Below are 13,037 nucleotides of genomic sequence, written 5' to 3' on the forward strand. Positions count from 1 at the left end.
GTGACAGCGCGGACAATGGCGCGGCTGTTGCCGCTGGTGTCGGACCGGACGGTGGTGTGGGTGGTGAGGTAGGGGCTAGGGCGTAGGGAGTAGGGAGTAGGGAGTAGGGAGTAGGGAGTAGGGAGTAGGGAGTAGGGAGTAGGGAGTAGGGAGTAGGCTGGTGTCGGCGCCGTTTCAATCCTTCACTACTCACTACTCACCATTGCCTAACGCCTTCTCGGCTTCTGCCACCCAGTGTCCAGCAATCCAAGCCGGCCGAGTTCCCGGTCCACGGCCCGCGTCACGTCCTTGCGCTGCGCGCCGACGTCGCGCAACTGGCGATCCGACAGATCCTCCACGTCCTGGCGCGGCAGGTTGATGGCGACTTTCGCCTGGCGAAGCCAGTCCGTTACGGCATGCAACCAGTTCGAGCGAGCTGCTGGCGAGTTCAAAACGAAGATGGACATGATGCGCTCCCGTGTTCCGCCGGATATCAAATCCGGCTTGATGGTGTTTCGATGGATGCATCATGCCGCATTGAAATCCATGAGAGAAACGAGTAGTTCTTTTCGGATCGTGAAGTTTTATTTGAGGATACGTTGATGTCCCGTCTGTTGCCCGGAACGCGCGCGCTGAGGACTCTGGAAGCCGCCGCCCGCCACCTCAATTTCACCCGCGCTGCCGACGAGCTCGGGCTGACGCCGGCGGCGGTCAGCCACCAGATCAAGGAAATCGAGGATCAGCTCGGGCTGGTGCTGTTCACGCGAACCAGTCGTACCATCCGGTTGACCGAGGCAGGTACGGTGCTGTTCGAGGCCTCGATCGATGCGCTCGACCTGCTCAACCGGGCGGTGTCGCGGGCGCGCAAGCTGACGCGCGGCACGGCATTGCTGAAGGTAACGCTCGACGCGCAGTTCGCGTCAAAATGGCTGATGCGGCGCGTCGACGATTTTCGCAAACTTCAGCCCAGTATCGAGCTGAGGTTCGACATCGGCTACGAAGTGCGCGATTTCGAACTCGACGACGTCGATGTCGGCATCCGGTTCGGGGTCGGCAAGTATCCGGGGCTTCGCGCCCATCGCCTGTTCGACAACATCCTCATTCCGGTGTGCAGCCCGAGCCTGCTGACCTCCGGCCCGTCGCTGCGCGAACCGCGCGACCTCTTCAACCACACGCTTGCCCATATCGAATGGTCGCGCCAAGGCGTGACATGGCCGAATTGGCGCATGTGGATGGCGGCGGCCGGCATCAACGATTTCGACGACAGCCGGACTATCGTGTTTGGAACCTCTACCGATGCCGTGCAGGCGGCGCTCGACGGCAATGCCGTGGCGCTCGCCGAGTTCGCCATGGTGGCAAACGACCTTTCCCAGGGAAGGCTGGTGCAGCCCTTTGAACTCGGTCTGCGCGTGGGGCCGGAGTTCGGCTACTTCCTGGTCTATCCCGAGAGCACTGCCAACGATCCGCGCATCATCGCTTTCCGCGAATGGATCCTCGACGAAGTCGCCAGGACGCAGACCTGACGACTTCTGCAGGCCTCAGCCGGCGACCGGCGTCCCGAACCAGCCGATCACCGCGCCGATGATCAACAGCACGCCGAGCCAGTGGCCGCCGTCGATCAGGGTCAGGTCCCAGCCGAAATTCTCATAGCTATGGTTGGCCGTCAGCGTCGTGGCGACGAAACCCAGCCAGAGGACGAAGCCGAAGACCAGCCCTGCGACAAGGACCGGCTCGCCGCCCGTCATCGCGCCGACGACCAAGGCCAAGACCAGCGCCATGATCAGCTCGGCGATGAAGGAGATGATGAAGGGCAATATTGATTTCTTTGACGTTGACGGATCGATCCTGGCCGCCCTCATCCAAGGCTTGCTGAGGACCGTGTACCAGACCGCGCCAAACAGCCACGCCGCGACGGCCGCGACAACCACCGCCAGCCAGTTCACCACTGAAAAATCCATAAAGTCCTCCCCTCAAGCATGCAGCCCAAAGCCTGACGGTTCTGGGATAACGACATGCGTATTCTTCAAATCAATGCGCGATGGAACGCCTGTTCGGCAATGCCGTCAAGCGAAGCGCCACACCGTGGTGCGCTTGACAAGGGCGTCCTCCAGCGCCCGCGTCACCGCCACTTCGTAGACGGCGAGCGGCTCCAGTCCCGCCTTCGGCATGTAGGAGCGGCCCGGATCGCCGACGAGGATGTCAGCGCCGCGCGCCTTCAGTGTCGAAAACCACGGCATCAGCGTGTCGGCGAAGGATTTGTCGTAGAAGACGTCGCCCGCCAGTACCACGTCCCAGCCGGCGTCGGTGCCGATGCAGTCCGTGCCGCAAAAGTCGATGGCAACGCCATTGGCCTCTGCGTTGAGGCGGATCGCCGTTTCGCAGAACGGGTCGATGTCGGCGGCGATCACGTGCGCCGCACCCGCCTTGGCGGCGGCGATGGCGACAAGGCCGGAGCCGGAGGCGAAGTCGAGCACGCGTTTGCCCCGCACATCCGACGGATTGTCCAGCACGTAGCGGGCAAGGCCCTGACCGCCGGCCCAGGCAAAGGCCCAGAACGGTGGCGGCAGGCCGATTTCGATCAGCTCGTTCTCCGTGCGCTGCCAGAGGTCATGCGCTTCGTCGGCCAGATTGAGGACAATCTCCGGCACATGCGGCGGCGACATAAGCGCCGTGTTGTCGAGAATGAACTTTTTCGCGCTGTTCGGCGTAAGGACCGTCACGGAGCCGGCGTCAGGCCGCCCATGCGGCAGACTTCCTTCCATTCGGCCGGCGTCACCGGCTGTACGGAAAGCCGTCCAAGCCGCACCAGCGCCATCTCGGCAAGCTTCGGATTGGCCTTGACCTGCTCCAGCGTCGGCGGGTTCGGCACGTCCTTGAAGGCGCGGATGTCGACGCATTCCCAGCGCGGATCGTCGGTGGTGCTGTCGGGATGGGCAAGCCCGCAGACTTCGGCAATGCCGACGACGTTCAGCCCTTCATTGGAGTGATAGAAGAAGCCGAGATCGCCGATCTGCATCGCCTTCATGTTGTTGCGCGCTGCATAGTTGCGCACGCCGTCCCACTGCGTGCCGGCCTTGCCCTTGGCCTTCAGCGCCTCGAAGGAGAAGACCGAAGGTTCGGATTTGAACAGCCAGTAGTTCATGTCTTTGCTCCAACTACTATTTTTTGCGCAATTCCGGACGGAAAACCGTTACACAATTTTCCTGGGATCGCTCTAGGCGCCGCCGGAACTAACTAGCCGCCGGCTTGTTGAAGGTCCAGTTCCACTGGCGGATTTCGACACTTTCGAACAGCCCGGCCTTGGCATAGGGGTCGGCAGCCGACAGCGCCTGCGCACCGGCGAGGTCGGGCGCTTCCACGACGACGAGGCTGCCATTGGGCTTGCCCTCGGCGTCGAGGAACGGGCCGGCAAAGGCCAGTTTGTTGTCGGCGTTCAGGCGTTCGAGAAAGGCGACGTGGACCGGCCGCGTATCGACCCGCACCTGCAGGCTGCCCGGCTTGTCCTTGCAAATCAACGCAAACAGCATGTTAAACTCCGGTTTGTTTGGGGATCAGAGGTCGGTTTCGGTTTTCAGGGGTCGCGTCATCAGCGCGGACACAGCCTGCCGAATGGTGATCGTGCCGTCCAGTATCGCCGACACCGCAGCGATGATCGGCGCGTCGATGTCGCGCTCGGTGGCGATGCGGGCGGCGATCGCCGCCGTCGGCACGCCTTCGGCGAGCGGCAGTCCGGACAAGGGCTTACCTTGCCCCAGCGCCAGCCCATAGGCGAAATTGCGCGAGTGGGCCGAAGAGCAGGTGAGCAAAAGGTCGCCGAGGCCGGAAAGCCCCATCAGCGTCTCCGGCTTGGCGCCGAAGGACGCGCCGATGCGGCGCAGTTCGACGAAGCCGCGTGTCACCATGGCGGCCTGCGCGCTGGCGCCGAGCCCAGCGCCGGTGACGGCGCCAGCGGCAATGGCGAACACATTCTTCAAAGCACCGCCGATCTCGACGCCGATCAAATCGTCGCTGGAATAGCAGCGCAGATTCTGCGCCGAAAAGCGCGAGGCAAGCTCGGCCGCCAAGGCGTCGTCGCGTGCAGCAACCACGACAGCGGTCGGCAGACCCCTGGCGACGTCGGCGGCAAAGCTGGGACCGGACAGGGCCGAAACCGGAGTTTCGGGCAGAATCTCATCAACGATCGCCGACAGCAGCGCGCCGGTGTCGCGCTCGATGCCTTTGGCGCAGAGAACCAGCGGGATGCCTTTCGGCATATGGGGCTTTGCCGTCGTCAGCATGGCGCGCAGCGCCTGCGCCGGCGCCACGGCCAGCGCGCAATCGGCATCGGTCAGGGCCGTGCCGATATCGCTCGTCGCCGCAATGCCTGTTTCAATGGCGATGCCGGGGAGATAACGCGGGTTCTCGCCGCGGCGGATCGCGGAAACCGTCTCTTCGTCGCGGGCGTAGAGCCGGACATCGTGACCGGCGCGCAGCATCGCCAGCGCTAGCGCCGTGCCCCAGGCGCCGCCGCCGAGCACGGCGACGCGCCAGCCGGTTCTGTCCCTGCCGCTTGTGTTGCCGGCGCTCATGCTTTTGCTCCGCGCCGGCCGGAGCCGACCATCGGGGCCGAAATGCTGTCCAGCGGCCAGCGCGAACGCGGCACGAAATCGAAGCCGTTCTCTTGCGACAGGCCTGCCCGCAACCGCTCGATGCCGGCCCAGGCGATCATCGCCGCGTTGTCGGTGCACAGTTTGAGCGGCGGCGCGACAAAGGCGAAGCCGGCCTCGGCGCACTGCTTCTGCAGCGTCGCCTTGATCGCTCTGTTGGCGGCGACTCCACCGGCAACGACCAGCGCCGGCTCGGCCTTGTCCGGAAATTCGTCGCGGAAGCGGGCCAGCGCGCGGGCCACGCGGTCGCCAAGTGAGTCGGCTACCGCCGCCTGGAACGAGGCGCAGATGTCGGCGACATCCTGCTCGCTTAGCGGCTGGATGGCGGTCGCCGCCTGGCGCACCGCGGTCTTGAGGCCGGAGAAGGAGAAATCGGGCTGCGCAGATCCTTTCATCGGCCGTGGAAAGGCAAATCGCGTCGCATCGCCCGAGATTGCCGCCTTTTCGACATTCGGGCCGCCGGGATAGGGCAGGCCGAGCATTTTGGCCGTCTTGTCGAAAGCTTCGCCGAGCGCGTCGTCGATGGTCGTCGCCCAGCGTTGGTAGTCGCCGACGTCGCGCACGGCGACGATCTGGGTGTGGCCACCGGAGACCAGCAGCAGCAGATAGGGAAAATCGAGCCCGTCGGTCAGCCTTGCGGTCAGTGCGTGGCCTTCGAGATGGTTGATGGCGATCAGCGGCTTGCCGGCGGCCGCTGCAATCGCCTTGGCTGTCATCAGGCCGACGATCAGCCCGCCGACTAGGCCGGGGCCGGCAGTGGCGGCAATGGCGTCGATGTCGGCCAGGGCTACGCCCGAATCCGCAAGAGCGGCCTCGACAATGCCGTCCAGCGCCTCGACATGGGCACGCGCGGCGATCTCCGGCACGACGCCGCCGAAGGCGGCGTGCTCCTCGATCTGGCTGAGCACGATGTTGGACGCAATCACCGGCACGGAATCGCCGTCCAGCGTCACCACGCTGGCGGCGGTCTCGTCGCAACTCGTCTCAATGCCCAGAACGCGGATCAATTCGTCGCTGTCTCCAGAGATTGTGTCGCCGGACTTTCCTAGTTAGTAGAGGCGGGCCTCGCTAGGGAGAGCGCCGGAAACGCAAAGCCAGCCGGGGGTTATCACGGACCGCGCGCCATGCAAACTTTGAAAATAGGAACACGCGGCAGCCCGCTGGCGCTCGCCCAGGCGCATGAGACGCAGGCGCGGCTGATGGAAGCGCATGGCATGCCGGCAGAAGCCTTCGAGGTCGTCGTCATTTCGACCAGCGGCGACCGCATCCAGGACCGGCCGCTGTCGGAAGCCGGCGGCAAGGGGCTGTTCACCAAGGAAATCGAAGACGCGCTGCTGGCCGGCACGATCGATATCGCCGTGCATTCCTCCAAGGACATGCCGACAGTGCTGCCGGTCGGGCTGGAGCTGTCCGCCTTCCTGCCGCGCGAGGATGCGCGGGACGCCTTCATCGGCAAGGCGGTGAAGCGCATTGTTGATTTGCCGCAAGGCGCCAAGGTCGGGTCGTCTTCGCTCAGGCGCCAGGCGCTGATCCGGCGCATGCGGCCGGACCTAGACGTGGTCATGTTCCGCGGCAATGTGCAGACCAGGCTGCGCAAGCTGGAGGAAGGCGTCGCCGAAGGCACGATCCTCGCTTATGCCGGGCTGAAGCGGCTCGGGCTCGGCCATGTCGTCACCGATCTGATGCCGCTCGATGCTTTTCCGCCGGCGCCGGGACAAGGCGCAATCGGCATCGAAACCCGCATCGGCGACAGCGTGGTCGAAAAGATGCTGGTGGCCATCCATGATGTGCCGACAGGCCAGGCGCTGGCCTGTGAGCGCGCCTTCCTGGCGGCGCTCGATGGCTCCTGCCGCACGCCGATCGCCGGCTATGCGACGATATCGGGCGGCAGGCTGGTTTTCGCCGGGCTGATCATTTCGCCCGATGGCACGCAATCGCATGAGGTCAAGGCCGAAGGCTTGGCGCTGGATGCCGCTGACATCGGCACGGACGCGGCCAGGATGGTGCGGGTCAAAGCGGGCGAAACCTTCTTCGACGGCTGGGTCTGATATGCGTGTCCTGGTGACGCGGCCGCAACCTGGGGCGTCGCGAACCATGCGGCGGCTGCAGGAATTGGGATTTGAGCCGCTCCTTCTGCCGCTGACCGAAACGGTGACACTGCCGGTTGGCGCCGATGCTGCGAGCGACAATGCCGTGGCCGTCGCTGTGACCAGCGCCAATGCCGTGCGGCATGCGCCGAAAGAACTCATTCGTGCGCTCGCCGCCTTGCCTTGCCATGCCGTCGGACGCAGGACGGCTGAAGCGGCACGTTCGACAGGGTTCTTGTCGGTCAGCGAAGGGGCGGGCGACGCCGAGCGGCTGGCCGAGGCGATTGCTGCCGGCCTTTCCGGCAAGGCGGTCGTCTATCTCACAGGGCGCGTGCGGTTTCCGGCATTCGAGGCGCGGCTGCGAAAGGCCGGCGTCGAGGTCCGCACCGTCGAAACCTACGACACGATTTCGCTCGATTATTCCGATGCTGAAATCCGTACACGCCTGTCCGATCAGGCGGTCGACGCGGTGCTGCTCTATTCAGCCAAGGCGGCGGCAGCGTTGCAGGCCTTGGCCAGCCGGGCGGAACTGCGCGATCTCTTTGAAAACATGCAGGCTTTTGCGCTCTCCGAGCGCGTGGCAGCGGCGTTTGACAATGCCGCCGGCAAAAAAATACGCATGGCGCGGGAACCGCAGGAGGAGGCGCTGCTTGAGCTGTTGCACCCCGGCGACTGAGCGCCGTGTCATCACGCCGCCCCTTTTCACCTGATGATGATGTGCTAGACCATTTTTCAAACCATCACGCGCCGTCGGGCGCCCAGACGAAGCAGGATTGCGGAGCCCAGGCATGGTCAAGACGCCGAAGATGCGACATTCGAAAAGCCGCCGCGAGCCGGTGACCATCGAACTCGAACCCGGCGCTGTCTCGCGCATTGCCGATGCGGATGCCGCCAAGACGGATGTCGCCAACTCGGACGACGTCGAGGCCCCGGCAGGGTCGGTTGCGGCTGAGGATGCGGCTGCCATGGCCAATGCGCAGCCGGAGACGCCTGACGAGCCCGTTCATGCCGATCAAGCCGATCTCGAGCCGTGGGAGCACTCCGACGCCGCGGCGCAGGCCGCTCCCGAAAGCGCCGATGCGAAGGCGTCCACCCAGGCGGAGCAGCCTTACCCCACCGCTTCGGATGCGCCACCGCGCGCCAGAACCTCCGACTACAGTTTCGAGGATGCCTCGCCCAAGCCGGGTGCACCCAAGGAAACCCCAAGGACAGCTGGGAACCAGCCCATGGCCGCGCAACCGAAGCGCACGAGCGGCATTGCCGCCGGCATCATCGGCGGTGTCATCGCGCTGGCTGCCGCCGGCGGGCTGCAGTTTGTCGGCGTGCTTGGCGCTCCGGGCTCAGGGGCGGGCACGGTCTCGCTCGACGGCGTCAATGGCGAGATCGCTTCGCTGAAGCGCGAAATCGCCGACCTCAGGGAAGCCAGCGGCAATAGCGCCGCAACGGCCAAGGTCGACGGGCTGTCTTCGGCGCTGGACCAGGTCAAGGCCGATGTCGCATCGCTGAAATCGGCGGTCGAAAAGGACGGCGCCGGCGACAATGCCGGGCTTGCCGCGCTTGGCGACAAGGTCAAGCAGATCGAGACGGCGGTTGCCGCCCTTGGCCAGGCCGGTGGTGCAGCGCCCGTCGATCTCGCGCCGCTCAATGAAAGACTGGCGGGCCTCGACGCACTGGTGAAATCGGCCGGTGAGGCAGCCAAGACGCAGGAAGGCAAGATCGCCGCGCTGGAGCAGTCGGTGACGCAACTCGCCGGCAAGGTCGATGCGCAGGCCTCGCAGCCAAAGATCGCGATGGCCATCGCCGCTTCGGCCTTGAAGGCGGCGCTTGACCGCGGCGCGCCGTTCGCCGCCGAGTTGGAGACCTTCGCAGCGATCTCGCCCGATGCACCGCAGATTGCGGCGCTGCGCCCCTACGCTGAAAAGGGCGTCCCGACCCGCACCGAGATCGCCGGCGAGGCCGACGCCGCGGCCAATGCGATGGTCGCGGCGTCGACGCCGGTCGATGAAAATGCCGGCTTCTTCCAGAACCTTTTGTCGAGCGCCGAATCGCTGGTCAAGGTCCGGCCGATCGGCGCCGTCGAAGGCGCCGGCGCGCCGGAAACCGTGGCGCGCATCGAAGTGGCGGTCAACCAGGGCGACTACGCCAAGGCGCTCAGCGAATACGCAACGCTGCCGGATGCGGTCAAGGCTGCCGGCGCCGACTTTGCCGGCAAACTGAAGGCGCGCATCGACGTCGAGACGCAGGTCGACGCGCTGATTGCAGGTGCGATGAAGGCATGAGGACGACACGATGATCCGCATTCTCATCTTTCTCGCCGCCGTCTTCGCCCTCGGTCTGGGCTTTGCCTGGCTGGCCGATCGTCCCGGCGAGATGGTCGTTACCTTCAACGGTTACCAATACCAGGTCAGCCTGATGGTGGCGGCGGTGGCGATCGTTGCCGTCGTCGCAGCGGTGATGATCGTCTGGTGGCTGATCAAGTCGCTGTGGAACAGCCCGTACACGATCTCGCGCTATTTCCGCGTCCGCCGCCGCGACCGTGGCTATCAGGCGCTGTCGACCGGCATGATCGCAGCCGGCGCCGGCGATGGCGCGCTGGCCCGCAAGAAGTCCAAGGAAGCCGCCAAACTGATCCGCTCCGACCAGGAGCCGCTGATCCAGCTGCTCGAAGCGCAAGCCTCGCTGCTCGAAGGCGACCATGAGGGCGCGCGCGAAAAATTCGAGGCGATGCTCGACGATCCCGAAATGCGGCTGCTTGGCCTGCGCGGGCTCTATCTCGAAGCCGAGCGGCTCGGCGACCGCAACGCGGCGCGTCACTATGCCGGGCGCGCCGCTTCCGTCGCGCCGCAACTGGCTTGGGCCGCCGAATCGACGCTGGAGGATCTGACCGGGCGCGGCGACTGGGACGGCGCGCTGAAGCTGGTGGAGGCGCAGAAGTCGACCAGGCAGATCGAACGCGACGCCGCCAATCGCCGCCGCGCTGTGCTGTTGACCGCCAAGGCGCAGGCGCTGACCGATAGCGACCCCAATGCAGCCAAGACAGCGGCACTCGAGGCCAACAAGCTCGCGCCCGATTTCGCACCGGCCGCGGTTGCAGCCGCCAATCTTCTGTTCAAACAGAACGATGTGCGCAAAGGCTCGAAGATCCTTGAGGCAGCCTGGAAGGCGGAGCCGCATCCCGAGATCGCCGAGCTCTACACCCATGCAAGGCCGGGAGATGCCGTGGTCGATCGTCTCAACCGGGCGAAGAAGCTGCAGGAGCTGAAGCGCAACAATGCCGAATCGTCGATGACGGTGGCGCGCGCCGCGCTCGATGCGCAGGATTTTTCCACCGCCCGCCGCGAGGCGGAAGCGGCGATCCGCATGGATCGCCGGGAAGGCGCTTACCTGCTGCTGGCCGATATCGAGGAGGCAGAGACCGGGGACCAGGGCAAGATCAGGCAATTGCTGTCCAAGGCGGTCAGGGCGCCGCGCGATCCGGCCTGGGTCGCCGACGGCGTCGTCTCCGAACGCTGGGCGCCGGTATCGCCGGTCAGCGGCAAGCTCGACGCTTTCGCCTGGCGCGCACCGATGGAGCGGCTGGGCCAGCTCATCGACAGCCATGAAGACGAAGCCGATGTGCCGGTGCTTGCGGCACCCGCCAAGCCGGCAAAGGAAGCCGAAGTGATCGATCATCCCGCCGTTGCCAAGACGATCAGCGAGGCACCGACCGAGCCGAAGCCCGCTGTGGGCGATGACCAGGTCACGCCGGTCACCGCCGCCGCTTTCGCCGCAATACCAAACGACGCCGAACCCGTCGAACCTGCCGAGGAACTGGCGCGGCTGCCCGACGACCCCGGCGTCGACCCCGATGACGAAGCGCAGAAGTCACCGCGCCGCTTCCGCCTGTTTTGATCCCTGAAGCATGATCCCAAAAAGTGGATACCGGTTTTGGAAAAGATCATGCTCCAATAAAGTGAAGTGAGCACCATGTTCGAACGCGTCCTGGCCTTTCTGAAAGACCTGCCCTCCGGGGCTGGGGCTCGCGCCAATGCGGACGATCCGCGCGTTGCGGCGTCGGCTTTGCTCTATCATGTGATGAATGCCGACGGCGTGCGCCAGGATGTCGAGTGGGAGCGGTTCAAGCAGGTGCTGGCGCAGAGCTATTCGATCAGCGGCGACGAGCTCGATGCACTGGCTGCCGCCGGCGAGCGCGCCGACAATGAGGCGATCGACCTCTATGCCTTCACCAGCGTCTTGAAGCGCCATCTCGACGCCGAGGCGCGCAAAGCTTTCATCGGCCTGATGTGGGAAATCGTCTATGCCGACGGCGAACTGCACGAGTTGGAGGACAACACCGTCTGGCGCGTCGCCGAACTGATCGGCGTCGAGCGCCAAGACCGCGTCGAGGCACGCCGCAAGGCGGCGGCCGCCGCGCCCGGCGCCAGCGGAACGTCGAGCGACGAATAGGATTCCGCCTTTCCATGCCGCCCAGACCGAGCTCGAAACCAAAAATCCTGATCGTGCTGCATCAGGAGACTTCGAGCCCCGGCCGGGTTGGCCACATGCTGCTCGAGGAAGGTTTCGACCTCGACATCCGCCGGCCGCCTCTCGGCGACAGCCTGCCGGAGACGCTGGAGGGACACGCCGGCGCCGTGGTGTTCGGCGGGCCGATGAGCGCCAATGACGAAGATGAGTTCGTCCGCCGCGAGACCAACTGGCTCAATGTTCCGCTAAAGGAGAACCGGCCCTTCCTCGGCATCTGCCTTGGCGCGCAGATGTTGGCCAATCATCTCGGCGGCAAGGTCGAGGGGCATGGCGAGGGGCTGGTCGAGATCGGCTGGTATCCGCTGAAGCCGACCGAAGCCGGCAAAAAGCTGCTGCCCTGGCCCGACATGGTTTACCAGTTTCACCGCGAAGGCTTTTCGCTGCCCAGGGATGCGGCGCTGCTGGCCACGGCGGAAACCTACCCCAACCAGGCTTTTCGCTATGGCGACAATGCCTGGGGCATCCAGTTCCATGGCGAACTGACCCGGTTGATGATGCAGCGCTGGGTGGTGCGCGGCGCACACCGTTTCGAATTGCCCGGCGCGCAGCCCGGCCACGACCATCTCGGCGGCCGGCTGATCTGGGATATGCACCTCAAGCGCTGGCTGAGCGAGTTTTTGAGCCTGATCTTCGGCAAGCCTACTGAGGGATAGAGCGAATCCAACTACTCTGAACGGCCGAGCTTGCCCAAAGACGACTTACCTGTGGGAGGCGTGTACGATGGATCCGGGACCTTAGCCCGTTCCCGCAGATTTGGATTGCGCCCCAAACACTCCGATGGATCGAAAAACTCCGTGGCGCATTTAAGCTTCGGCTAATAACGGCCCCAGGAGAGAACCAATGAAGAAGACGCTGCTCATTTTAAGCCTACTCATTCCGCTCGCGGCATGCTCCCGCACCGAACAAGGCGCTGCCGTCGGTGGTTTGGGTGGCGCAGCTGTAGGCGCAGCAGTGGCCGGCGACCCGGTAAAAGGGGCGGTTGTTGGCGGTGCGGTCGGAGCGCTGGCCGGGGCGGTCATCGGGCACGCCAGCGAAGCCGGCCAGTGCAGATATCGCGGTCGGAACGGTCGAGTTTACGTTGCTCAGTGCCCGGACGGCTACTGATCTCAAAGGCGCGTGATCTCTTTCGATCACGCGCCTGCTCGGGGTAGGATAACTTGAATGGCATATGACAGCAAAAGACTGCTGGCTTTCTGGTTAGCCGTTGTCAGCGCTGTCGCGATAAACGCCGAACTTTCGACTGCGGCCTTGGCCGCACCTGTAGAAGCGAAGACGATTGCCGATCACTTCTCATCGGTAAAGTCCATGTCCGGGGACTTTGTCCAGTCGGGCCCAAGAGCGGAAAGGACCAAAGGGAAATTTTTCCTCCAGCGGCCGGGCAAGATCCGGTTCAACTATGCAGGCCAATCAGGGGTCAGCGTAATTGCAGATGGAAAATCCTTGGTGGTCTATAACAAGAAGCTCAAGACATCGCGGCTTTATGCTCTCTCGAAGACGCCGCTCAAGCTGCTCCTCGACAATCAGGTCAACTTTTCCGGCAATCGCCTCAAAAGTATCAAGGACGATGGCGCCCAGGTGATCATCAGGCTGGCCGACAAGTCGGCCTTCGGCAATTCGAATATCACTATGGTGTTTGACAGGGAATCGCTCGATCTACGCAGATGGACCCTGACTGACGAGAGGGGCCTTACCTCGACAGTCACCATATCCAACGTGAAGCAGGGCGTTCGCGCTCCTGCGGGCACCTTCACTATCGACTATGCCGCAAACCGTGAATTCAACACCAAAACGAAATAGTCGG

At 64.4% G+C, this 13,037-nt stretch carries 16 protein-coding genes; 9 read left to right on the forward strand and 7 right to left on the reverse strand.

Going from position 1 to position 13,037, the window contains the following annotated elements; genetic code table 11:
* Positions 1-206: 206 nt before the first annotated feature.
* Positions 207-446, reverse strand: a complete 240-nt coding sequence (locus NKJ18_RS31190) for a hypothetical protein (protein WP_023670491.1) — start codon at positions 444-446, stop codon at positions 207-209.
* A gap of 135 nt (positions 447-581) precedes the next feature.
* Here NKJ18_RS31190 and gcvA point away from each other — a divergent pair, with 135 nt between their 5' ends.
* Complete coding sequence (gene gcvA / locus NKJ18_RS31195) at positions 582-1,502, forward strand: transcriptional regulator GcvA (protein WP_023702380.1); 921 nt, start codon at positions 582-584, stop codon at positions 1,500-1,502.
* Positions 1,503-1,517: 15 nt separating this feature from the next.
* On the opposite strand, the gene NKJ18_RS31200 is transcribed toward gcvA, so the two are convergent.
* The 6 genes from NKJ18_RS31200 to tsaD form a co-directional block, all read right to left on the reverse strand.
* Positions 1,518-1,937 carry a DUF1761 domain-containing protein gene (locus NKJ18_RS31200; RefSeq protein WP_023702381.1) on the reverse strand — a complete coding sequence of 140 codons (420 nt, stop codon included), beginning with the start codon at positions 1,935-1,937 and terminating at the stop codon, positions 1,518-1,520.
* A gap of 105 nt (positions 1,938-2,042) precedes the next feature.
* Positions 2,043-2,741: a class I SAM-dependent methyltransferase gene (locus NKJ18_RS31205; RefSeq protein ID WP_023702382.1), complete on the reverse strand. Its 699-nt coding sequence runs from the start codon at positions 2,739-2,741 to the stop codon at positions 2,043-2,045.
* A complete protein-coding gene (locus NKJ18_RS31210; RefSeq protein ID WP_023683904.1) occupies positions 2,696-3,121 on the reverse strand; it encodes an EVE domain-containing protein in 426 nt (141 codons plus the stop codon). Before NKJ18_RS31210 ends, NKJ18_RS31205 begins: the two co-directional genes overlap by 46 nt.
* Before the next feature lie 88 nt (positions 3,122-3,209).
* Positions 3,210-3,506 carry a YciI-like protein gene (locus NKJ18_RS31215; RefSeq protein ID WP_023687732.1) on the reverse strand — a complete coding sequence of 99 codons (297 nt, stop codon included), beginning with the start codon at positions 3,504-3,506 and terminating at the stop codon, positions 3,210-3,212.
* Between the two features lie 24 nt (positions 3,507-3,530).
* Positions 3,531-4,547: an NAD(P)H-dependent glycerol-3-phosphate dehydrogenase gene (locus NKJ18_RS31220; RefSeq protein WP_352761372.1), complete on the reverse strand. Its 1,017-nt coding sequence runs from the start codon at positions 4,545-4,547 to the stop codon at positions 3,531-3,533.
* Positions 4,544-5,629, reverse strand: a complete 1,086-nt coding sequence (gene tsaD, locus NKJ18_RS31225) for a tRNA (adenosine(37)-N6)-threonylcarbamoyltransferase complex transferase subunit TsaD (protein WP_196814835.1) — start codon at positions 5,627-5,629, stop codon at positions 4,544-4,546. Before tsaD ends, NKJ18_RS31220 begins: the two co-directional genes overlap by 4 nt.
* A gap of 120 nt (positions 5,630-5,749) precedes the next feature.
* On the opposite strand from tsaD, the gene hemC reads away from it, so the two are divergent.
* The 8 genes from hemC (at position 5,750) to NKJ18_RS31265 (ending at position 13,033) form a co-directional block, all read left to right on the forward strand.
* Positions 5,750-6,673 (forward strand): hydroxymethylbilane synthase, encoded by a 924-nt coding sequence (gene hemC / locus NKJ18_RS31230; protein WP_352512757.1) that lies wholly within the window; start codon positions 5,750-5,752, stop codon positions 6,671-6,673.
* 1 nt (position 6,674) lies between these two features.
* Positions 6,675-7,388, forward strand: a complete 714-nt coding sequence (locus NKJ18_RS31235) for a uroporphyrinogen-III synthase (protein WP_352676501.1) — start codon at positions 6,675-6,677, stop codon at positions 7,386-7,388.
* A gap of 112 nt (positions 7,389-7,500) precedes the next feature.
* On the forward strand, positions 7,501-8,991 hold the full coding sequence (locus NKJ18_RS31240; protein WP_352761374.1) for a COG4223 family protein: 1,491 nt from the start codon (positions 7,501-7,503) through the stop codon (positions 8,989-8,991).
* Between the two features lie 10 nt (positions 8,992-9,001).
* Entirely contained in the window at positions 9,002-10,603 is a 1,602-nt protein-coding gene (locus NKJ18_RS31245; protein ID WP_352761375.1) for a heme biosynthesis protein HemY, read from the forward strand.
* Between the two features lie 75 nt (positions 10,604-10,678).
* Positions 10,679-11,158, forward strand: coding sequence for a tellurite resistance TerB family protein (locus NKJ18_RS31250; RefSeq protein ID WP_023702389.1), 480 nt, complete (start codon positions 10,679-10,681; stop codon positions 11,156-11,158).
* Positions 11,159-11,172: 14 nt separating this feature from the next.
* Complete coding sequence (locus tag NKJ18_RS31255; protein ID WP_352761378.1) at positions 11,173-11,889, forward strand: glutamine amidotransferase; 717 nt, start codon at positions 11,173-11,175, stop codon at positions 11,887-11,889.
* A 187-nt stretch (positions 11,890-12,076) separates the two neighbouring features.
* A complete protein-coding gene (locus NKJ18_RS31260) occupies positions 12,077-12,340 on the forward strand; it encodes a YMGG-like glycine zipper-containing protein (RefSeq protein WP_023670477.1) in 264 nt (87 codons plus the stop codon).
* Between the two features lie 57 nt (positions 12,341-12,397).
* Entirely contained in the window at positions 12,398-13,033 is a 636-nt protein-coding gene (locus tag NKJ18_RS31265) for a LolA family protein (protein WP_352761380.1), read from the forward strand.
* Positions 13,034-13,037: the final 4 nt, after the last annotated feature.

The sequence above is a fragment of the Mesorhizobium sp. M0217 genome, from assembly GCF_040321955.1.
Lineage (GTDB): Bacteria > Pseudomonadota > Alphaproteobacteria > Rhizobiales > Rhizobiaceae > Mesorhizobium.